Origin of the sequence: Enhydrobacter sp. (genome assembly GCA_025808875.1) — a bacterium.
Classification (GTDB): Bacteria; Pseudomonadota; Alphaproteobacteria; order Reyranellales; family Reyranellaceae; genus Reyranella.
In genome coordinates this window covers 3181570-3202078 of sequence record CP075528.1, presented here as the reverse complement: position 1 = coordinate 3202078, position 20509 = coordinate 3181570, and the positions used below count along the sequence as shown (strand labels likewise).

The following is a 20509-nucleotide window of genomic DNA, read 5'->3' as shown; positions in this document are numbered from 1 at the left end:
TCTTCGGGCGACTTGCCCGCGGGCGGGGCCGCTTCTCTAAGGTCGTCGCACGATCTTCACGGTCACCGCGCTCGAGCGCCCCCGCTCGTCGACGACGGCGACGCGGGCGCTGCCCGTGGTGTCGGGCGTCCATTTCGTGCCGTCGATCGGGCGGCCGTCGACCAGCCAGCGCAGGCGGCCCTCGCCGCCATGGGCGGTGAGCGGCACTGCCTCCCTGACGCCGAGCTCGATGCGCGCGTCGGGCAGCGGGTAGGCGATGCGAGGGCCGCCAGCCGTCTGTGTGGCGGCCGACAAGGTGCGCAGCCGCGGTGGCAGCTCGCGCCAGGAGCCGACGCGGATCGTGTCGCCGGGCGGCGGCGCGGCGCGGTTGTCCTCGGCGGGCAGGCGGTCGAAGGCCTTGAACAGGATCGGCAGCGCGGCGAGCCGGCCGAGCTGGCCCGGGCGCGGCGTGCCATCGGCGTGACCGACCCAGACCACCACCGTCCAATGGTTGCTGTAGCCGGCCGCCCAGGCATCGCGGAAGGCGGCCGAGGTGCCGGTCTTGTAGGCGATGCGCCGTTCGCGCAGGCCGGGCCGCAGTGACGCGAAGCCCTCGGGCAACGGCGCCTCGGCGAGGATGTCGGCGACGTACCAGGCGGCCGTTTCGCCGACGAGCCGGATGGGCTCGATCGGCGCGCGGTCGCGGCGCACGCGGGGCGGCGCGAACCGGCCGCCCCGCGCCAGCCCCGCATAAAGTCCGGCGAGATCCAGCGGCGAGATCGAGGCGCTGCCGAGGGCAATGCCGAGCGAGTTGCCCGCGTCGCCGGGCGCCAATCCCAGGTCGGTGCCCGCGGCACGCAGGGTGGCGACGAAGCGCTGGGCGCCGACCTTCTCCAGCGCCAGCACCGCCGGCACGTTCAGCGACTGCTGCAGCGCGCGGCGCACCGTGACGGCGCCCTGGTGGTCGCGGTCGAAGTTGCGCGGCGCCCAATCGCGAAAGCGCACCGGCACGTCGTCGACCAGCGAGTCGGGATGGACCGAACGGTCGTCGAAGGCCATGGCGTAGATCAGCGGCTTGAGCGCCGAGCCCGGCGAGCGCTGGGCGCGGACCAGGTCGACCTGGCCGGCGCGGCCGAAGAACTCCGTGCCGCCCTGCCACGACACGACCTCGCCGCTGCGATTGTCGATGGCGATCAGCGCGATCTGAGGCCGGTCGGCGAGGTGGCGTCGCTCCTCGGCGAGGAGCCGGGCGAGGGCGGCCTGCAATTCGAAGCGCAGCGTCGTCGGCACGATCGATCCGGGCGACTGCGCGGCGAGCCAGCCCGCGAGGTGCGGCGCGTGCATCGGCAGCGCGAGGCGCCGCGTCGGCACCGGCCGGGAGGCGGCGAGGTCGAACAGCACCCGGTCGATCGATCCGTGCCCGAGCGCGCGCGCCAGCACGCGGTCGCGGCCGGCCTGCGCCATCTCGGGCGCGCGGTCGGGACGGCGGCGCTCCGGCGATTGCGGCAGGGCAACCAGCAGCGCCGCCTCGGCGGCCGTGAGTTGCGTCGGCTCCTTGCCGAAATAGGCGAAGGAGGCGGCGCGCACGCCCTCGAGGTTGCCGCCCATCGGTGCCAGCGTGAGATAGATCGACAGGATCTCGCGCTTGGAATGGCGCCATTCGAGCTGCAGGGCGCGCGCCGCCTGGATGGCCTTGGTCCGCAGCGTGCGCGGCCGGCGCGGCTCGAGCAGGCGCGCCGTCTGCATCGACAGCGTCGAGGCGCCGGAGACGATGCGGCCGCGATCGATCCACTGCCACGCCGCGCGCGCCGCCGCCAGGGGGTCGATGCCCCAATGGTCGTCGAAGCGGCGATCCTCGTAGCCCTTGAGCAGGGCGAGATAGAGCGGATCGACGTCGTCGGGCGTGGTGGCCAGCCGCCATTTGCCGTCGGCCGTGGTGAAGGCGCGCAGCAACCGGCCGTCGGCATCGACGACTTCCGTCGAGCGCTCGCGATAGCGCGAGAGATCCGGCGGGAACAGCCGGTCGAGCGCCAGCGCCGTCGTCGCCAGCACGGCGAAAAGGCAGGCGAGGCGGGCGAAATGCCTCATGGGCGCTCCCTCACCGGGGCTCGATATGCACCTGGCCCATGGCGCTGCGTGCGTGGATGCGCGGGGCGTACATGTCGGAGACGTTCACCGCCGGCAGGGCGAAGCGGCCGGGTGTGACGGCGCGCACGATGTAGGCGAGGTTGAAGGTGTTGCCGAACTTCTGCGCGTCGGGCCACCAGGAGCGATAGGTTCGGGTGCCGAGGTCGAAGGCGGCGAAGAAGCGGTCGTCGCGCGCCTCGGCGATGCGCACCGGCGTGAGCTTGCCGACGAACGGGAAGGACTTGGCGGTGTCCTCGTCCAGCACCGTCTCGATCTCGAAGCCGGCCGGCAGCAGGTCGAGCAGCGCCGCCTCGTGATAGCCGCCGTCGAGGCTGCGGCCGCGCAGCGAGACCACGAGACGATCGTTCTGGCGCAGCGCGGCGAGATCGGCCGGCTGGCCCTGCAGGGTGAAGTAGCGGCGCTCCACGCCCAGGCCGCGCGACGCGGCCGGCAGCGGCTCCGTCGGCACGCCGCGCGCGGTGACCTGCAGCCAGACGGCGCCGCTTCCCTCGTTCCTGATTGCGATGCCGCGCGCGACGGCGCTGGAATCGGGGTTGAGCACGACGGGATCGGTGGTGGCGGTCCGCCTCTCGCCGTCGACGGCATAGGCGATCTCGCCGCCGCCGCCCAGCGCACGGGCCGCGAGCAGCAGCCAGGCCTGCTCCTGGGTCGTCGTCTCCTCGACGCGCGCGACGAGGCCCTCGCGCACCGAGCCGACGAGAGTCGCCAGCCCGTCGCGACCGCCGGCCTCGGAGGCGAGCGCCAGGAGGGCGGCGCGATCGCGCAGCGGCGAGCCGTAGTAGTCGTCGCGGTCGCGGTCGCCGACATGGCGGCGGGCCGTCTCGAAGGCGAGACGCGCGCGGCCGGGTTCGCCCACGAGGTTGAGCGCGGCGGCGAGCTGCGCCCACGCCAGCCCGCCCTTGATCTCGCCGCCCTTGGCGTCCTGGAAATATCGCACGCGGCCGGGATCGGCGAGGCCCGTCTTGCCCAGCACGTACCAGGCATAGGCCTGCGCGTTGGGCGAGAAGCGTTCGGCCGAGCGGTTGAGCCAGGTCAGCGCGCGCTGCAGCGAGGCGGCAGGCACCGCCATCTGCTGGTCGCGGGCGCGCACCAGGAAGTCGAGGGCGTAGACCTGCAGCCACTCGGCGGCGGGTGACGAGAAGGGACCCCACATGCCGAACGAGCCCTCGCCCGCCTGCATGTCGACGATACGGTAGATCGCCTCCTGCACGCGGTCGCCGATCCGCGGATCGGTGGGGCCGTACCCCAGCAGGGCGACGTCGTTGTAATAGAGCAGGGGCAATGCGCGGCTGGTCGTCTGCTCCAGGCAGCCATAGGGATACTTGTCGAGCGCGCGCAGCAGGGCCGCGACGTCGATGCCGGGCGTGCGCGACAGCGAGACGCTCACCTGTGCGGTACCGTGGGCGAAGCCGGCGGTAAGATTGCGATCGACCGTCAGCTCGCGCGCCGGCTGGAGCTCGGAGACGGTGTCGACCGCGCTCGGTGTCTGCGCGGGCCGCACCTGCATCTCCCATTCGCGACGAACCGAGAAATTGCCGGGACCCTGGACGGCGACGACGACCTTGGCGAAGCCCGGATCGCGGGCCTGCAGCGGCCAGGCGAGCAGTTCGCGCTGATTGGCGGCGAGGCGGCGCGTCTCGGAGACGGGCCGCTCGAGAGCGACCGAGCCGGAGGCCTCCAGGGTGACGCGATAGTCGCCCGGCGGGCCCTCGACATTGTGCAGCGACAACGCCACGCGGCCGAGGTCTCCGGGTGCCAGGAAGCGCGGCAGCACGACGTCGGCCGTGACCGCGTCGCGCACGAAAAGGCGTGCCTCGGCGGCGCCGACCCTGCTGCCGTCGTAGGCAACGGCCATCAATCGGACCTGGCCGATGAAGTCGGGCATGTCGAGGGCGATGCGCGCCTCGCCCTTATCGTCGAGCTTCACCGGGCCGCTGAACAGCGAGACGATCCGCGTCGGCACGACGTCGAGCCCGCCGATGTCGCCCGAATCGCCGCCCGCGCGGATGCGGCCGACATCGTCGGCGCGGCCGTCGAGCAGGCGGCCGTAGTCGTCGCGCATGTCGAGGCCGAGCCGCCGCTTGCCGAAGTAGAAGGCCGCGGGATCGGGCGTGCGGTACCTGGTGAGCTGCAGTATGCCTTCGTCGACGGCGGCCAGCGTGACGTAGGCATCGCCGCCGGCGAGGTTGGCGACCCGTACCGGGATCTCGATCCTTTGGCGTGGCGCCATCTTCTCGGGCGCGACCATGTGCACGCCGAGCGTGCGCAGGCCGGGATCGAGGCCGAGCCAGACCGCGCCGATGACGCGCGGCGGCGTGCGGTCGGTGGTGGCGGCGGACAGTGGCCGCCAGGCGGTCACGAGCGCGTAGGCGCCGGGGCCCCATTCGGCGCTGACCGGAATATCGATGGTAGTGCCGTTCGGGTCGACCCTGGCGGTGTAGGTTCGAAGCACGCGGTCGGTGGCGATGGCGATCAACGCCTCACCGGCGAACGGCGCTTCGATGCGCAGCTTCGCCGTCTCGCCCGGCGCATAGTTTCCCTTGTCGCTGGCAAGCCGCAGCGTATCGGGAGTCTCCTCGCCGTCGGCGCCGCCGTACCAGCCGACATAAAAGGTGAGGCTGCTGACGGTGTTGGCCGCGTGGTCGGTGATCGTGAGGCGGTGCGGTCCCCATTGCAGGCGGCGGGCGAGCCGGGTCGGCGCATCCGCCTTGAAGTCCAGCGTGTCGGCGGCGACCAGCCGCTCGCTGGTCACGGTCTGCCAGCGCCAGCGGCCGTCGAGCTGGTACCATTGATAGGAATGCACGATGCGCTCGATCGTGTAGTCGACCGAGGGCCGCGCGACCTGCCGGCCTTCCGCGTCGACCGCGACGAGGTCGAACGCGGTCTCCGTGCCTTCGGCGGCGTAACGGCCGTCGAAGGTGGGCCGGATGCCGAGATAGACGTCGCGCGTGCGCAGCGGCAGCGCCTTCTCCGTCCTCGTCGCCCGGCCGTTGCCCGGCTCGAAGACGCGCGCCTGCACCTGGACCTTGAGCGGCAGATCGGTGTCCTTGACCTTGTCCGGGATCCACTCCAGCCGCGACTTGCCGCGCGCGTCGGTCGCGGGCGGCGTGAGCGTGATGAAGGGCGGCTCGAATGCCTGGCGCTCGGCCTCGAAGCCGAATGTGTACTTCGCGAAGGCCGGGAAGGGGGCGGCATCGACCGTGACCCTGAGGTCGCTCTCGACGTTCAGCTCGGCGGCGGGGGCCCCATAGAGAAAATCGGCCGAGATCGTGAAGCCGTTGGCCGCAAGGCGCAGGATCGGTGCGTCGGACTCGAGCTCGACCTTGAGCTTCTCGGGCACGAAGTCCTCGACCGAGAACTCGACCCGCCCGACCGCGGGTCCCTTGGGATCGATATGCGCGTTCGCGGTCCAGCGGCCGCGCCGCGAGGACTTGGGAAGCGCGATCGGCTGGTGCAGCGCGCCCGAGGCGCCGAGCGCCAGCACGAAGCGCGTGAACTCGCTGCCGTCCGGACGGCGCACGATCAACGTCACCGGCATGTCCTTGAGCGCGTTGCCCGAATCGTCGCGCAGGAGTGCCATGAGCTGGACGGTCTCGCCGGGGCGATAGACGCCGCGCTCGGTGTAGAGGAAGGCGTCGACCGGACCGGGCTGCGCGCGACCCTCGATGCCGCGGTCCGACAGGTCGAAGGCGGCTTTGGTGAGTTCGATGCGCGAGAATTCCTGGCGGGCGCCGTCGAGCGCCATGACGGCGATCGCCTCCGCGCCGCCCTGGCCCTTGAGGAGGTCGGCGGGGAAGGTGGCGCGCCCGTCGGCACCGGTAACGGCCTTGCCGAGCGGCTCGTTGCCGCGCGACAGCAGCACCAGCTCCAATCCAGGCAAGGCTTGAGCCGTCTGCAGCGAACGGGCGAAGACATTCAACCCGTCCCGGCCGGTGAGGGTAGTGAGCGCGATGTCGGTGTCGACGACCCACATGCCGGTGACCTCGGCGGCCGAGCCGTCGTCGGGTTCGTCGCCGCCGTCGGGTGGCGTCACGGCGTTCCAGGCAACGACGAAATAGGCGCCGGGCTTCCAGTCGCCAATCGTCTGGCGGATGGGGAACGCGGTCACGACCGGCTGGTTGAACGCGCTGCGCACGTCCATCGTGCCGCGCCAAACGAGGGCTCCGTTGCTGCCGCTCAGCCACCAGCGTGCCGACCAGGAATCCCGCGAGGCGTTGTTGGGAAAGGAGTCGTAGTAGCGGTCGACGAAGCGATCGAGGCCGCGCTCGCTGACGCGATAGACGGCAATGCCGACCTTGGCGACGTTGATGGTGGTGATCGGCAATCCCGCCGCGGTGCCGCGCGGCAGGATGAAGCCCTTTCCCGGCAGCGACACGACGGCCGGCCGCGCGCCCAGCGCGACGTCGACCGCCTGGTCGGCCTCGAGCTTCGAGCCGTCGCGGCTCGGCAGGCCCTCGAGCAAGGTGACAGTATAGTCCTGGCCGTAGGCGAGGCCGCCGATGCACAGCCGGTCGTCGACGGCGCGCACCGCAGACTTGGCCGCCGGGTCGATGTGGACGAAGTCGCCGTACTTCACGCTGGCGTCGCCGACGAGGGGCTTGTTAAAGTAGAGGCAAGCCTCGCCCTCGGGGCGGCTGCTGTCGATACCGGTGCGGCGATAGGCGAAGGCTTCGGCAGGTGCCGCCGCGGGCTGGCCGGCCTGGGCCGGCGTCGGCGCGGGCGTCGGGCTCGCCATTGGCGCCGGAGTCGGTGCCGGCGCGGCGACCTGCGGTGGAGGGGATCGTTCGAGCAGCTCGGCGGGCTTGCCGACCAGGTAGCCGGCGATGCCGGAGCCCAGCATCAGGGTCACGATCAGGGCCGCCAGCGTCGAACGAGTCATCGCGTTTTCCCCCGCAGTATCGGCACCAAGCCTATCGCGCCGATTGTGCAAACACTGTGGAGGTTGGACGGCGGATGCCGAATCGTCCAGAGCTGTGGCGCGCGCGCCACGCTTGCGCTACCAAGCGGCGGCGATGGTGCTGCATCTGATCAAGCTGGCGGTCGGCGTCGACGACCTTGCCCACATGAAGAAGCTCCAGGCCGCGAGGCGCAAGCAGCGCCGCCAGAGTCCACGCTCGCCGCACTGGGTCTATACCCGCAACACGCCGCGTCGTGCCGAGGAGCTGCTCGGCGGCGGCTCGCTCTACTGGGTGGTGCGCGGCGTCATTTCCTGCCGGCAGGAGCTTGTTGGGTTCGAGGAGCACATCGACGAGGAGGATGGCCGCAAGTACTGCCGCATCAAGGTCAAGCGCGGTCTGGTGCGGACCGCTCCGCGCGCCTGCAAGGCCTTCCAGGGATGGCGCTACCTGAAGCCCGACAGCGCGCCGCCCGATCTCGCCAAGGGTGACAGCGGCGACATGCCGCCCGAGATGGCGGCGGAGCTGCGGCGACTCGGCTTACTCTGAGGGTCGCGCCGCATCGCATCGCTCAGCGGTTGGTGAGCTTCAGCTCGATGCGCCGGTTGCGGGCGCTGTCGATGATCGACAGCGGCTGGTACTCGCCGTAACCCGCGGCGGCAAGGCGCTCGTTGGGGATGCCCTCACTGTGCAGGAACTTGACCACGGCGATGGCGCGGGCGGCTGACAGTTCCCAATTCGAAGGAAAGGCACGGGTGTTGATGGGCTTGTTGTCGGTGTGGCCGTCGACCTGCAGCACCCAGTTGATGTCCTTGGGGATGCTGGCGCTGATCTCGATCAGCCGCTGCGCGACTCTGGCGAGCTGCCGCGCGCCGGCCGGCTGCAACTCGGCCGAGCCCGACGGGAACAGCACCTCCGACTGGAATACGAAGCGGTCGCCGACGATCTGGACGTCGCGCTGACCGGCCAGCGCCTCGCGCAGCTTGCCGAAGAATTCCGAGCGGTAGCGCGCCAGCTCCTCGACCTTGCTGGCGAGCGCGCGATTGAGCTGGCGGCCGAGGTCGACGATCTGCGCCTGCTGCTCCTTGGCCTTGGCGTCGGCCGCCTCGAGGACGACGTTGAGCTTGGTGAGTTCCTCCCTGAGCGCGTTGAGCTCGGCGGTCATGCGCACGACCTTGGCCTTCTCCTCGGCGGCAAGCTTCTGCTCCTCGGTGAGGTCCTGGAAGAGCTTGCCCTTCTCGTTGTTGGCAGCCGCAAGGGAGGCGGCGAGCCGGGTCAGCTCGAGCCGCTGACGCTCGATCTCCTTCTCGAGGTCGGCGGCCTTGGCCGCGGCGACCCTGGTGTTTTCCTGCAAGGCGGCGGCGAGCCGGTCGCGTTCGGCGAGCATCGAGGTCAAGCGCTCGCTCAACTGGTCGCGTTCGACCTTCAGCGTGTCGGACGTGCGGCGTTGCGCGGCAAGATCGGCGCTCAGCCGGTCGCGCTCGGCGCGCGCCTGGCCGATCTGCAAGGTCAACTGCTCGATATCCTTCTGCAGGGTCTGCGTCGAACGCTTCTCGATGGCGAGCTGCTCGGCCAGCGCGCCGATCTGGCGGTTGAGCGAATCGATCGCGGTGTCCTTGTTGCTCAGCGCGTCCGACAGGGTGAATTGGGCGACGCTGAACACCGACAGCAGGAACACCAACACCATGAGCAGCGTCGTCAGCGCATCGACGTAGCCCGGCCAAGTGTAGTCGGCACCCCCGGACCGTCGGTGCGAGATGGCGGCCATCGGCTAGGCTGGACCCAGGCTCGGCCCCGGCGGTGCATCGGGGTCGGGCGCGCGGCTGGCCGCGATCGTGCGTGCCAGCAACCTGATCTCGCCGCGCAGCTCGTCGGCAAGGGCGCTGCGGTTGTGCGCGGTCTCCTCGGCAAGACGGGCGAGATGGGCGTCGATGTTGCGCTGATGGGCCGCCATGGCGTCGCGGTCGGCGTCCACCGTCAGCATGCGGTCGACGGCACCGCGGATCTCCTGCACCAACTCGACGCGTCCGTGCGTGCCATCGTCGGCCAGCCGAGCGATCTGCGCCTCGATCCTCCGCTGTTGCTCGAGCAATGCCTCTCGGTCGGCGTCGGCGGCCGTCCGATCGGAAACGCGCGCGGCGAGCGCGCGAAGCTCCTCGATCAGTTCAACGCGACTGCGCGTCGATTCGTCGGCGAGCCGCGCCACATCCGCTTCCAGTTTGCGTTGCGCCACGAGAGCCGCCTCGCGGCCCTCGCCCGGCGCCTGCTGCTCGGTCAGCTTGGTGACCGAGCCGCGGAGGTCGATCGACAGCTCGGCCAGCCGCGCCAGCAGGAGTTGCTGGGCCCGCATGGTCTCGGCCAGCGCGCCCAGCCGCTCGACCAGTGTGGCGTTGCTCGCCGTCGAAGTCTGTCGGCTCTCCTCGATGTGCTGCAGCGTACGCACCAGCCCGTCCACGCCCTCGGCGTTGCGTTCCAGCAGCGCCTCGACATAGGCCGACACGTTGCCGCCCGGAGCGGGCGCGCCGCTGGCGATGCTCGTCGCGCTGGCCAGCCACTCCTCCAGTTCGGTATGGAAACGGCCCTGCGCCTGGCTCGCTTGCAGTTCGAGGAAACCCAGTACCAGCGAACCCGAGAGGCCGAAGAGCGAGGCGCCAAAGGCGATCGACATGCCCTTGAGCGGTCCCTCGATGCTGGCCTTCAGCTTGGCGAACATCTGCAGCGAATCACCGGCCGTCACCTGCAGCCCGGCGATCGCGTCGGCGACCGCACCGATCGTCTCGAGCAACCCCCAGAAGGTGCCGAGCAGGCCGAGGAAGATCAGGAGCCCGATCAGGTAACGCGCCAGCTCGCGACGTTCGTCGAGTCGCGTTGCGATGCCGTCGAGCAACGCTCGCGCCGCCGTGGGCGACAGCCGGAACTGGTCGTGACGCGTGCCCAGCATGGCCGCCATCGGTGCGAGCAGGTTGACCGAGTCCGCGGGCGGAGGCGGTGCGTCGCCCTCGCGCTGCTGGAAGCGGCGCAGCCACTTCACCTCGGGCCACAGCAGCAAGACCTGCCGGAAGACGAAGAAGATGCCGAGCGCCAACACGCCCATGATCACGCCATTGAGGATCGGCGTGTTGAGGAAGACCCGCACCAGGTCGTGCTGCAGCACGTAGACGAGCCCCCCGACCATCGCAAGGAAGATCAGCATGCGAATCAGGTAGGGAAACGGGCTGCTCATGCCGGGGGCCGGGGGCCGCGAAAGGCCGGTGCCATCACAGAGTCGGCGTCAGGATGTCGACGCGCTCGCTTGGGCCGCTGTTGCCCTGCGCGGCGTTGGCGCCAATCTCGATGCGGGCCTTCACGCCGATGTCGATCAGATAGCTGCGCACGGCGAGGGCACGAGCCAGCGCCACCTTGCGGGCATCCGCCGGATCGGGGCCGGCGGCGAAGGCTCGAAGCTCGATGTGCCGAATGCCGTTCAGACTCTTGGCGACCCGCTCGAGTTCGGCGCGCGAGGCAACGGTGATCTCGGCGGATTGCGGCGAGAAGATCAGGGTCGCGATCGGCGGCGCGCGTGGCGCCGGCGGCGTGGGCGGCGGTGCGGTCTCGCGTGGTGGCGGCGCCACGGCCGCCATGGCACGCGGCAGCTGTTGCGGCGGCTGTGGGGGAGGCTCGGTAGTCGGTAGGCGCGGCGGTGGCGAGGAGGTGGTCGCGGCCGGCGGCGGCGCTGCAGTCGCTGGTACGACGCTCACCACCGGGGGCGGCGTGGGCGCCGGAGGCGTCGTCGTCGCGGCATGCGTGGTTACCGCAGGCGTCGGTGGCGGTTCGGTCTCGGCGACTTGCGGCGTCGTTCTGGCGCGCGGCTTGCCGCGCGGCTCGCCGATTTCAGGCACGGCGACGATCCGGCTGCGGATCGGGCCGGGCGGCGGTGCCGGCAAAGCACTGTCGTACGGCTGGTAGGACCTGTAGTCGTACGGCAATGGCGCAACGGGCGCCGACGCCGGCCCCGCCGACTGAGGTGTCAGCGCAAGGGTTGCCGGACGCCAGGGATTGAAGGCGAGGCCGCCGGCGGCCGGCGATGGCGGATCGATGAAAGCTGGCGCCACGGTGCCGGGGATCGCCGTTTGCGGACCGCCCGGAAGTCCCACGCCGTTGTAAGGATTGAAGGCTGTGACGTTTTGCGCCTGCGCTGGGCTCGCTGCGGCGCACACGCCGAGCAGAGCCACCACGAGGCTCCGGGCCGCGACCGAAGAGAGGGGCATAAGACATTGCCTTTCAAAGCGATTTCGCGCTTGCAGGATAACCAAAGCGCCCCTTCCACTCAACCATCGGGCGGGGGACAGTTGACGACGTTCAGGCCAGGATTTCGACCATGGCGTCGCGCAGGGCGGCATTGCTGGCCAGCAAAGCGGGCCCGCCGAGCGCATAGGGGCCGCCTGCCGTGTCGCTGATCAGGCCGCCGGCCTCGCGGACCAGCAGGATGCCGGCGGCCACGTCCCAAGGCGCAAGGCCGTACTCGAAGAAGGCGTCGTATCGACCCGCTGCCACGAAGGCGAGATCGAGCGCTGCCGAGCCCCAGCGGCGCACGCCCGCCGTGCGTCCCATCACGGCGCCGAGCTTGACCTGATAGGCGGCATGGTCGCCGCGGCCGATATGCGGGATGCCCGTGCCGATCAGTGCGCGTGCCGGATCCTTGCGCCCCGACACGCGCAGACGGCGCGAACGGGCGTTCGGCGTGTCGATGAAGGCGCCGTTGCCCTTCTCGGCCCAGAACAGCTCGTCGGAAATCGGCTGATAGATCACCCCCGCCACGATCTCGCCCTCGCGCTCGAGCGCCAGGGAGATGGCGAAATGCGGCACGCCGTGCAGGAAATTGGTGGTGCCGTCGAGCGGATCGGCAATCCAGCGATTGCGGCCGTCGCCCTTGGTCTCGCCCCCTTCCTCTCCGAGGAAGCCATACTCCGGTCGCGTGCGCGCGAGCTCGGCGCGCAGCGTGCGCTCGGCCTGCATGTCGGCGCGGCTGACGAATTCGGCCGGTCCCTTCTCCGAGACCTGCAGGTTCTCGACCTCGCCGAAATCGCGCTTCAATCCCTTGGCGGCGGCAAAGGCGGCGCGGATCATGACGGTGATGGTGGCCGAGCGCGGCGCCAGCGACTTTCGTTCGGGCGGGCCGGAGCGCTCACGCCCCATGACGAGCGGCCCACGGCCTACGCGCGCAATGGGACGATGAGTTGGGGGGCGCGCCATTCTGTTGCTGCTCAGTCCTTCGCGCGTTCCATGTAGCTGCCGTCTTCGGTGTTGATCACCAGCTTGGTGCCGACGGCGATATGGGGCGGCACCATGACACGGATGCCGCCTTCGACGACGGCCGGCTTGTAGGACGACGAGGCGGTTTGACCCTTCACCACCGCATCGGCTTCGATCACGGCGAGAACCACCGACTTCGGCAACTCGACGCCGACCGGCGTGCCTTCATGGAGCGACACGTTCACTTCCATGCCGTCCTGCAGCCAGCGTGCCTGGTCGGGATCGAGCACGTCGGAGCCGACGGTGAGCTGCTCGTAGTTCTCCTTGTCCATGAACGTGTAGCCATTGTCGTCCTTGAACAGGTAGGTCGCCTCGCGCTCCTCGATATGGGCCTGCTCGATCGTCTCGCCCGAGCGGAAGCGCTCCTGCAGCTTGTTGCCTTCTCTCAGCGCCTTGGCCTCAATGGCGACGAAGGCGCCGCCCTTGCCCGGGCTGATGTGCTGGACCTTGGAGGCGACCCAGAGCTTGCCGTTGTATTCGATGACGTTACCGGCACGGATGGAGTTGACGGGAACTTTCATAGGGCTAACCGCTTGGTCGGATTGAATGATTTAGGCCTCGCCCGCGGAAAGCAGGTCGAGGCCGGCGCGGGCTTGTATCAAAGGCCGGTAGGGGTGGCAACGGGGCTCAAAGTCCCAGAGCCGTACGCGTCCTCTTGGGCAGAGCGGCCGCGATCACGGCATGCGCGCGCCTGAGATAGGCCTTCATCTCGGAATCGGTCAGGGACTTGGGGTCGTCGACCGAGACCCACTTTGCGCGGGCGAGATACGGTGCTGGCCGGAAGCCGGGTGACCTGCTGAGCGCGTCATAGTGCTCGGGCGCCGACTTGAAGGAGATGCGGCCGACCGAGTGGTCCTTTGGGGCGATCAGGCAGAACATCTTGCCGCCGACCTTGAAGACGATCACGCCCTCCCACTGCACGGTGCGGGTCGCCGCCGGCAGCTTGCCGCAGAAGGAATCGATCTGTCGGGGAGTCATCGCCATCGGGTCAGCCTACACGCCACGCGCCCGGCATGCGAAGGTCGGGCATGACCGAATGGCGTCCCGACAGGCTGGCGCGGCGACTGCCGAGGCTCGAGGCGCGCGCGCGCCTGCAGACGGCGATCCGGCAATGGTTCCTCGACGAGGGCTTCGTCGAGGTCGAGACGCCGATCCTGCAGGTCGCGCCGGGTGCGGAGGTCCATCTCGCGGGCTTCGAGACCGACTGGGAGCTGCCGGATGGCGAGGAGCGCGGACGCTGGCTGCACAGCTCGCCCGAATTCGCCATGAAGAAGCTGCTGGCCGGCGGCGTGCCGAAACTCTTCCAGTTCGCCCGAGTCTTCCGCAACGCCGAGAGCTCGGCGCTGCATCATCCCGAGTTCACCATGCTCGAATGGTACCGTACCGGCGTCACCTACGACGCGGTCATGGCCGATTGCGCCAGCTTGCTGCGCCTGACGGCTGCGCAGGAGCTGCGCTGGCAGGGACATGTCTGCGATCCCATGGCCGAGCCCGAGAGGCTGACGGTGGCTCAGGCGTTCGAGCGTCACGCCGGCGTCGACGTGCTGGCGACGGTCGGCAGCGCCGAAAAACTCGCGAACGCCTCAGGCATTGCCATGCATGCCGGCGACACCTGGGACGACGTGTTCTTCCGCATCATGTTCGAGAAGATCGAACCTCATCTCGGCATGGGCCGGCCGACCATGCTCTGCGAGTATCCGATCTCGATGGCCGCACTGGCGCGTGCCAAGCCGGGCGATCCGCGCGTTGCCGAGCGCTTCGAGCTCTATGCCTGCGGCGTCGAGCTCGCCAACGCCTTCGGCGAGTTGACCGACCCGCAAATCCAGCGTGAGCGGCTGCAGGCCGACATGGACGAGAAAGAGCGTCTCTACGGCCTGCGCTGGCCGGTCGATCCTGACTTCCTTGCCGCGCTGGATCACGGCCTGCCCGACAGCGCCGGCGTCGCGCTCGGCTTCGACCGGCTGGTGATGCTGGCGACCGGCGCGGGTCACATCGAGGAGGTGTTGTGGCTGCCGGTGCGTTGAGCCTCCTTCCAGGAGCCCGCCGCCGAGGCCCGACGACACTCGCGACGTATCGATGTCCTGTAGTCCCGTCGGCCGGACGCGAGCAGAGCGTCCTCGGCGAGTCCTGACCGGCGAGGACGGCTCGGATGCCGATGCCATCGGTATCGGAGGCGATTCGTCCTCGAATCCTCACAGTCCCCCGCAGTCCTCGGTGTCCACTCATCCACAGGCCGATGTCTCGTGCTGTCTCATCTCCGACACCCGCCGAAATCGCGGCAAGTTCCTGGCGCCGGCAAGATCGGTCCCTAGGGTGGGCCCGCGAAGAGGGCGTTGAAGGCCCGCACGGCCGCCTGCGGGCCGTTCTTGTGGTTCCATACGCCGCCCGCCACGGCGAGGAAGTCGGCGCCTGCTTCGACGAGCGGTCGGCAGTTGTCGACGGTGATGCCGCCGATCGCCACGCAGGGGATCTCGAACAGTTCGTTCCACCAGCGCAGGATCGCCGGATCGGCCGGTGTGGTGACGGTCTTGGTCGTCGAGGGAAAGAAAGCGCCGAAAGCGACGTAGTCGGCGCCGGCTTCGGCCGCCTCCATGGCGAGGTGGCGCGACGCCTTGCAGGTGACGCCGACCTGGCGGTCGGGACCCACGATGCGGCGGGCCTCGGCACAGGACATGTCCTCCTGGCCGACATGCACGCCGTCGCAGTCGAGCTTGACCGCGAGATCGGGCCGGTCGTTCATGATGAAGGCGACGTCACGCTGCTGGCAGACCGGCCGGAGCGTGTCGGCCACCCTCGCGATCGCCGCGTCGTCGACGCCCTTCAAGCGCAGCTGGAAGGCCGCGACGTCGCCGCCGTCGAGCGCCGCGCGTAGCTCTCCCGCGAAGATCGACGGATGATCGATCCGCTCGGGCGAGATCAGATAGAGACGCGAGACCAACTCGGACGCGACGCTTCAGGGGCAGGGCAGCTCGCGCAGCACGCCGTCGTAGGGCGCCGTCAACTCGCGCAAGGTGCCGTCGCGGCGCGCGGTGAGTTCGCGAAGCGAGCCGTCGCGACGGGCGGTGAGTTCGCGCAGGGTGCCGTCGCGCCGGGCGGTCAGCTCGCGCAAGGTGCCGTCGCGGCGCGCGGTCAGTTCGCGTAGCGTTCCGTCCCGCGGCGCGGTGAGTTCGCGCAGCGTGCCGTCGCGGCGCGCGGTGAGCTCGCGCAAGGTGCCGTCGCGGCAGTCTCGCCCCGAAACGCCGCGGCAGCTCTCACCGGCTTGCTCGCCCAGGGTGGCGACGCTGGTGCCGCCGTCGGCGCAGGCCCCGAGTGCCAGCAGCGCCGCCAGCAGGGCAGACGTCGGCAGCCGCCGCCTCATTGCTGCTTCCTCAAGCTGAGGGCGGCGTACCAAGTGCCGAAGCGGGCATTGCAGGCCAGAGAGCCGCCGCGGATGATGCAGTCGAGGTCGGTGTTGCGCGATCGAATCTGCAGCATGTCGTTGGCGATCGTCGCTCGCTGTACGACGTCATATGGGCCCCAGAACTGCACCATGCCGTCGGGCGCCACGTACATCGTCACGCGTTTGGTCAGATCTACGGAACCGTGCCAGCGGCCGGCGGCGTCGCTGAAGTCCTTGATCGGCGTGACCGTGACGGCCGGGTTCGGGCGTGCCGCGGTGTCGGCAGCCGGCGGGGCCGGCGACTGGGCTTGCGCGCCGGCGCAGACGGCGATCGACAGCGCCGCGAGTACGGCCGCAACGAGACGATGGTGCATGACGTGATGACTCCCCGAGCCGGAGTATAGCTCGCTCTTGCGCAACCGACAGCCGGAGGCGGCGGATTTCTCGCGTCCGGTCATCGTTTGTTCGCGGGGAAGGCAGCCGTGCAAATTGATTCATCGGGCTCTCGGGGTGTCGGACATGGTCAAGTCCCGCGCTATCGACTAAATTCCGCAAGGGGGAGGGTTCCGTGAGGATCACGCTTGCTGTTTTGGCCGTGCTGGTGCTTGCCGGCTGTGTGGATCGGTCTCAAACGAGGTACTACACGCGCGAACCGTTCCAGACGGGCAGTGTCGCCTGGGCGATGGGAACGGGGTCGAACTCGCTGACCGGCTCCGCCGTGTTCAAGCACGGCGGAGGAGAGGCGCGGCCGTGCACCGATGTTCCGGTGCGGCTCGTTCCGGACTCGGCCTATGCGCGGCTGCGGCTGCAGGAACTGTTCGGCAGCGAATTGGCGGGTACGACCACGGGCTCGGGCTTCGGCATCTACGGTCCTGAGAGGTTCGACGCGGGCTGGCTCGAGGCGGCCAAGACAGCGAATTGCGGCGTCCAGGGCAGCTTCGCCTTCGACAGCGTGCCCGACGGCACCTGGTACGTCGTCAGCACGTGGGTCGCCTGGGACAAGGACGGGCGCGGCTCGACCATGTTCAAGCGCGTCGATCTCAAGGGCGGCCAGGCCGTCACCATCAACCTGCCCTGACGCCAAAGAGAAATGGTCTGCGCGCGGCTGCGCGGCAGGCCATTTCGTCGTCTGGCAGCCGGTCGGCTACATCTTGCCCTGATAGATGCCGATGATCTTGTCGAGCATGTCGAGCGCCTGATCGCGCGGGCGCTGGAAGGTATTGCGGCCGATGATCGAGCCGTTGGCGCCGCCGTCGCGCAACCCGCGGATCTCGGTGAACAGACCCTCGAGGTCCTTGGCCTCGCCGCCCGAGAACACGACGATGCGCCGGCCGTTGAAGGCGGCCTGCATGACGTGCTTGATGCGCGCCGCGAGCGTCGACTTGTCGACATTGGCTTTCTCGTAGGCGGCCTTGGCCTCGGGCTGCCACAGCACGTCGGTCGGCGGCTTGACCTTGATGATGTGGGCGCCGAGCAGGGCGGCCATGTGGGCGGCGTAGGCGCAGACGTCGAGCGCCGTTTCGCCCGCCTTGTCGAGCTTGCCGCCGCGCGGATACGACCACATGACGACGGCGAGGCCGACCGACTTGGCCTCCTCGGCCATGGCGCGGATTTCCTCCATCATCTCGTACTGGTCTTCCGAACCCGGATAGATCGTGAATCCGATCGCCGAGCAGCCGATGCGCAGCGCGTCCTTCACCGAGGCGGTGACGGCCTGGTCCTTGTTGGTCGACAGAGAATTGGCGGAGTTGACTTTGAGGATGGTCGGGATGGCGCCGGCGAAACTGTCGGCGCCGGCTTCGAGCGGGCCGAGCGGGGCGGCATAGGCGTTCAATCCGGCGTCGACTGCGAGCTGGTAGTGATAGTGCGGGTCGTAGGCGTCGGGGTTTGGCGCGAAGGAGCGGGCAGGACCGTGCTCGAAGCCCTGATCGACGGGCAGGATCACCATCCTGCCCGATCCGCCGAGCCGGCCGTGCATCAGGATGCGGGCGAGGTTCGCCTTGGTGCCCGGATTGTCGCTCTCGTAGTTGTAGAGGATCTTCTTGACGGTACGGCTGATCTTCACGGCCTGGGCTCCCTCTGTCCGTTCGGACTCGAATTCGGCCGGTGATAGCGGCGGCGGCCAGTCGGTTCAAGCCCTCGGCCGGCCGCCCTGCGGGACGATTATCCCTTGCGTCGTTGACCCGGCCCTGAGGAGCCAACAGGTTAGGCGCCTCGCCGGAAGCCTCCGGCGAAACGAACACCAGGATGTCACCGCAATCCCGCGCTCCCTCGCCGCTGGTCGGCCGTCTGCCTTTCTTCTACGGCTGGGTCGTCATCGCCATTGCCTTCGTCACCGTGGCGCTCGGCGTGACGGTGCGGACGGCGTTTTCCCTGATGTTTCCGCCGATCGTCGACGAGTTCGGTTGGCATCGCGGCCTCGCCGCCGGAGCCTTTTCCTTCGGCTTCCTCGTCTCCGCCGTGGTGAGTCCCGTGGTGGGCAAGCTCATGGATGTCCGCGGGCCGCGCTTCGTGATCGAGGCGGGCGTGCTGATCACGGCTGCGGGCCTGCTCGGCGCCACCGTCATCGAGACGCCGTGGCAGCTCTATCTGACGCTCGGCCTGCTGGTCGGCATCGGCGCCAACTGCATGGGATATTCGGTCCATTCGCAGTTTCTGCCCAACTGGTTCATGCGCCGGCGCGCGCTCGCCATCGGCATCGCCTTCTCGGGCGTCGGCGTGGGATCGATGACCATCCTGCCGTGGCTGCAGTCGGTGATCCTGCAGGACGGCTGGCGCACGGCGTGCTGGTTGCTGGGCATCGGCACCCTCGTCGTGCTGCTGCCGCTCAACCTGCTCGTCACCAAGCGACCGCAGGATCTCGGCCTGCTGCCCGACGGCGAGCGCGGCGATGCCGCCGGCGCTGCGGCCGCGCAACGCAAGTCGAACATCGTCGACGCGGCGTGGGCGGCCACCGAATGGACGGTCCGGCGTGCCACCCGAACCGCGCGCTTCTGGTGGCTGGCGCTATGCTTCTTCAGCGGCGGCTACATCTGGTACGCCGTGCAGGTCCACCAGACGAAGTACCTCGTCGAGATCGGCTTCGCGCCGATGGAGGCGGCGTGGTCGCTGGGCGCCGTCGCGATGGTGGCGATTCCCGGCCAGATCGTGCTCGGCGGCCTGTCGGATCGCTACGGGCGCGAAATCGTATGGACGGTATGCTGCACGGGCTTCGCGATCTGCTACGTCGCGCTGCTGCTGCTCGCCGCCGCGCCGTCGCAGGCGCTGCTCTGGCTGATGGTGCTGTCGCAGGGCGTACTGGGCTACGCCTTCACCGCGGTGATGGGCCCGATCGTGGCCGAGATCTTCGAGGGTCCGCATTTCGGCGCGATCTTCAGCCTGCTCATGGCGTCGCTGATCTGCGGCGGCGCCGTCGGGCCGTTCGTCACCGGCCTGCTTCATGACTGGACCGGCGCCTACGACCTCGCCTTCGCCCTGGGTGGTGTTTTCAGCGTCGTCGGCGCCACCACGGTCTGGCTGGCGGCGCCGCGCAAGGTGCGCATCGTGGCGGGCCGCGTCGCCACTATTCGTTGAGGCCCCTGCCCGAATACGGGTGCGTCGCGATCCAGTGCCTGGCGATGTCGATGCGCCGCGTGATCCACACGCCCTGCCGGGTCTGCAGGTAGTCGAGCAGGCGCCATAGTCCGGCGGCGCGGGCCGGATGGCCGATCAGGCGCATATGCAGGCCGACCGACATCATTTTCGGTGCCCGGGCGCCCTCGTGGTAGAGCACGTCGAACGCATCCTTCACCAGCGTGAACCACTGGTCCGAGGTCGCCATGGTAGCGGCGTACTTGCCGTCGTTGTTGGTGAGCGAGTAGGGGACGATGAGCTGCGGCTTGCCCTGCACCGTCTGCCAGAACGGCAGCTCGTCGCCGTAGTAGTCGGAATCGTAGAGGAAGCCGCCATGCTCCATCAGCAGGCGGCGCGTGTTGACGCTGGGACCGTAGCGGCAGTACCAGCCGGCCGGCGACTGGCCGACGGTCTGCTGGAACGACTTGACCGCCTTGGCGATGTGCTCGCGCTCCTCGGCCTCGCTCAGCTTGAAGTGCTTCACCCAGCGCCAGCCGTGCGAGCAGACGTCGAAGCCCGACGCCTTGATCGCCTCGGCCGCCGGCGTGTTGCGCTCGAGCGCCAGCGCGCAGCCGAAGACGGTGAGGGGCAGGCCGCGCTCCTGGAAGGCGCGCATGATGCGCCAGAAGCCGACCCGGCTGCCGAACTCGAACATGCCCTCGCCGGCGAGATCGCGGCCGTCGAGCCCGATCGACGAACTGGTCGATTCGGTGAGACCGGTCTCGGTGTAGCCCTCGCCGTCCTGGATGGAGGGTTCCGATCCCTCCTCGTAGTTCATCACGAAATTGACCGCGACCCGCGCGCCGCCGGGCCATCTCGGATCGGGCGGCCGGGCGCCGTAGCCCACGAAGTCGCGTGTCGGTTGCCAGCTCATGCGGGTCTCCTCACCAGTTCGGCGCCCATTTGGCGGGCGATGTCGGCCACCTTCTCGTTGGGCGGCTCCATCGAGATCAGCTTCACGCCGGCCCGCAGGCAGGCGAGCGCGTGGCCGGCCGCGTCGCCGCAGTCGACGATCAGCCGGAACGGCACGTCGGGGAACTCGCGCCGGGCGCGGTCCTGCAATGCGCCGAGGTAGCCCGCGCCCTGCAGGGAAGCCGCGCCCCTCGGAGTCACGAGCGTGGGCGCCGTCCCCGCGGCGCGCGCCGCAAGCAGCGCCGCCTCGGCTTCACGCCAGTCAGCCACTTCGATCACGGGCCCGTCCGCC

Annotated in this window: 18 protein-coding genes; 4 read left to right on the top strand and 14 right to left on the bottom strand. The window is 69.4% G+C overall.

Annotated elements, in window-relative coordinates; translation table 11 throughout:
- Positions 1-36: 36 nt before the first annotated feature.
- The gene (gene pbpC, locus KIT25_15880; protein ID UYN93528.1) at positions 37-2067 is read right to left on the bottom strand and encodes a penicillin-binding protein 1C; all 2031 of its coding nucleotides are present in this window, start codon (positions 2065-2067) and stop codon (positions 37-39) included.
- Between the two features lie 10 nt (positions 2068-2077).
- Positions 2078-7006 (bottom strand): alpha-2-macroglobulin family protein, encoded by a 4929-nt coding sequence (locus tag KIT25_15875; GenBank protein ID UYN93527.1) that lies wholly within the window; start codon positions 7004-7006, stop codon positions 2078-2080.
- A 133-nt stretch (positions 7007-7139) separates the two neighbouring features.
- On the opposite strand from KIT25_15875, the gene KIT25_15870 reads away from it, so the two are divergent.
- Positions 7140-7571, top strand: coding sequence for a DUF1489 domain-containing protein (locus tag KIT25_15870; protein UYN97958.1), 432 nt, complete (start codon positions 7140-7142; stop codon positions 7569-7571).
- Positions 7572-7593: 22 nt separating this feature from the next.
- Here KIT25_15870 and KIT25_15865 read toward each other — a convergent pair whose 3' ends face one another.
- From KIT25_15865 to KIT25_15840, 6 genes are all read right to left on the bottom strand, one after another.
- Positions 7594-8790, bottom strand: a complete 1197-nt coding sequence (locus tag KIT25_15865) for a peptidoglycan -binding protein (GenBank protein ID UYN93526.1) — start codon at positions 8788-8790, stop codon at positions 7594-7596.
- A gap of 3 nt (positions 8791-8793) precedes the next feature.
- Positions 8794-10245, bottom strand: a complete 1452-nt coding sequence (locus KIT25_15860) for a flagellar motor protein MotA (protein ID UYN93525.1) — start codon at positions 10243-10245, stop codon at positions 8794-8796.
- Between the two features lie 34 nt (positions 10246-10279).
- Positions 10280-11233 carry a hypothetical protein gene (locus tag KIT25_15855; protein ID UYN93524.1) on the bottom strand — a complete coding sequence of 318 codons (954 nt, stop codon included), beginning with the start codon at positions 11231-11233 and terminating at the stop codon, positions 10280-10282.
- A 127-nt stretch (positions 11234-11360) separates the two neighbouring features.
- Positions 11361-12158 (bottom strand): inositol monophosphatase, encoded by a 798-nt coding sequence (locus tag KIT25_15850; GenBank protein ID UYN97957.1) that lies wholly within the window; start codon positions 12156-12158, stop codon positions 11361-11363.
- Between the two features lie 107 nt (positions 12159-12265).
- Positions 12266-12835: an elongation factor P gene (efp, locus tag KIT25_15845; GenBank protein ID UYN93523.1), complete on the bottom strand. Its 570-nt coding sequence runs from the start codon at positions 12833-12835 to the stop codon at positions 12266-12268.
- A 106-nt stretch (positions 12836-12941) separates the two neighbouring features.
- A complete protein-coding gene (locus KIT25_15840; GenBank protein ID UYN93522.1) occupies positions 12942-13298 on the bottom strand; it encodes an MmcQ/YjbR family DNA-binding protein in 357 nt (118 codons plus the stop codon).
- Positions 13299-13327: 29 nt separating this feature from the next.
- Here KIT25_15840 and genX point away from each other — a divergent pair, with 29 nt between their 5' ends.
- Entirely contained in the window at positions 13328-14338 is a 1011-nt protein-coding gene (genX, locus tag KIT25_15835) for an EF-P lysine aminoacylase GenX (GenBank protein UYN93521.1), read from the top strand.
- 284 nt (positions 14339-14622) lie between these two features.
- Here the strand turns inward: genX and thiE are convergent, their stop codons facing one another.
- The 3 genes from thiE to KIT25_15820 are packed head-to-tail and all read right to left on the bottom strand — an operon-like array spanning position 14623 to position 16067.
- The gene (gene thiE / locus KIT25_15830; protein UYN93520.1) at positions 14623-15252 is read right to left on the bottom strand and encodes a thiamine phosphate synthase; all 630 of its coding nucleotides are present in this window, start codon (positions 15250-15252) and stop codon (positions 14623-14625) included.
- A gap of 15 nt (positions 15253-15267) precedes the next feature.
- Positions 15268-15672 (bottom strand): hypothetical protein, encoded by a 405-nt coding sequence (locus KIT25_15825; GenBank protein ID UYN93519.1) that lies wholly within the window; start codon positions 15670-15672, stop codon positions 15268-15270.
- On the bottom strand, positions 15669-16067 hold the full coding sequence (locus KIT25_15820; GenBank protein ID UYN93518.1) for a hypothetical protein: 399 nt from the start codon (positions 16065-16067) through the stop codon (positions 15669-15671). Before KIT25_15820 ends, KIT25_15825 begins: the two co-directional genes overlap by 4 nt.
- 194 nt (positions 16068-16261) lie before the next feature.
- On the opposite strand from KIT25_15820, the gene KIT25_15815 reads away from it, so the two are divergent.
- Positions 16262-16771 (top strand): hypothetical protein, encoded by a 510-nt coding sequence (locus tag KIT25_15815; GenBank protein UYN93517.1) that lies wholly within the window; start codon positions 16262-16264, stop codon positions 16769-16771.
- A 66-nt stretch (positions 16772-16837) separates the two neighbouring features.
- Here the strand turns inward: KIT25_15815 and KIT25_15810 are convergent, their stop codons facing one another.
- Positions 16838-17758: a class I fructose-bisphosphate aldolase gene (locus KIT25_15810; GenBank protein UYN93516.1), complete on the bottom strand. Its 921-nt coding sequence runs from the start codon at positions 17756-17758 to the stop codon at positions 16838-16840.
- Positions 17759-17940: 182 nt separating this feature from the next.
- Between KIT25_15810 and KIT25_15805 the strand changes: the two genes are divergently transcribed.
- On the top strand, positions 17941-19266 hold the full coding sequence (locus KIT25_15805) for an MFS transporter (GenBank protein UYN93515.1): 1326 nt from the start codon (positions 17941-17943) through the stop codon (positions 19264-19266).
- On the opposite strand, the gene KIT25_15800 is transcribed toward KIT25_15805, so the two are convergent.
- Positions 19256-20179, bottom strand: coding sequence for an allantoinase PuuE (locus KIT25_15800; protein ID UYN93514.1), 924 nt, complete (start codon positions 20177-20179; stop codon positions 19256-19258). The genes KIT25_15805 and KIT25_15800 overlap by 11 nt on opposite strands.
- Entirely contained in the window at positions 20176-20496 is a 321-nt protein-coding gene (locus KIT25_15795; GenBank protein ID UYN93513.1) for a hypothetical protein, read from the bottom strand. Before KIT25_15795 ends, KIT25_15800 begins: the two co-directional genes overlap by 4 nt.
- Positions 20497-20509 lie beyond the last annotated feature (13 nt).

What these genes read in the sequence shown, in the direction of transcription:
- KIT25_15860 (UYN93525.1), bottom strand. Translation starts at nt 10,245, where the DNA reads ATGAGCAGCCCGTTTCCCTACCTGATTCGCATGCTGATCTTCCTTGCG.
- KIT25_15840 (UYN93522.1), bottom strand. Translation starts at nt 13,298, where the DNA reads ATGGCGATGACTCCCCGACAGATCGATTCCTTCTGCGGCAAGCTGCCG.
- KIT25_15820 (UYN93518.1), bottom strand. Translation starts at nt 16,067, where the DNA reads ATGCACCATCGTCTCGTTGCGGCCGTACTCGCGGCGCTGTCGATCGCC.
- KIT25_15875 (UYN93527.1), bottom strand. Translation starts at nt 7,006, where the DNA reads ATGACTCGTTCGACGCTGGCGGCCCTGATCGTGACCCTGATGCTGGGC.
- genX (UYN93521.1), top strand. Translation starts at nt 13,328, where the DNA reads ATGCGAAGGTCGGGCATGACCGAATGGCGTCCCGACAGGCTGGCGCGG.
- KIT25_15805 (UYN93515.1), top strand. Translation starts at nt 17,941, where the DNA reads ATGTCACCGCAATCCCGCGCTCCCTCGCCGCTGGTCGGCCGTCTGCCT.
- KIT25_15870 (UYN97958.1), top strand. Translation starts at nt 7,140, where the DNA reads ATGGTGCTGCATCTGATCAAGCTGGCGGTCGGCGTCGACGACCTTGCC.
- KIT25_15825 (UYN93519.1), bottom strand. Translation starts at nt 15,672, where the DNA reads ATGAGGCGGCGGCTGCCGACGTCTGCCCTGCTGGCGGCGCTGCTGGCA.
- efp (UYN93523.1), bottom strand. Translation starts at nt 12,835, where the DNA reads ATGAAAGTTCCCGTCAACTCCATCCGTGCCGGTAACGTCATCGAATAC.
- pbpC (UYN93528.1), bottom strand. Translation starts at nt 2,067, where the DNA reads ATGAGGCATTTCGCCCGCCTCGCCTGCCTTTTCGCCGTGCTGGCGACG.
- KIT25_15865 (UYN93526.1), bottom strand. Translation starts at nt 8,790, where the DNA reads ATGGCCGCCATCTCGCACCGACGGTCCGGGGGTGCCGACTACACTTGG.
- KIT25_15800 (UYN93514.1), bottom strand. Translation starts at nt 20,179, where the DNA reads ATGAGCTGGCAACCGACACGCGACTTCGTGGGCTACGGCGCCCGGCCG.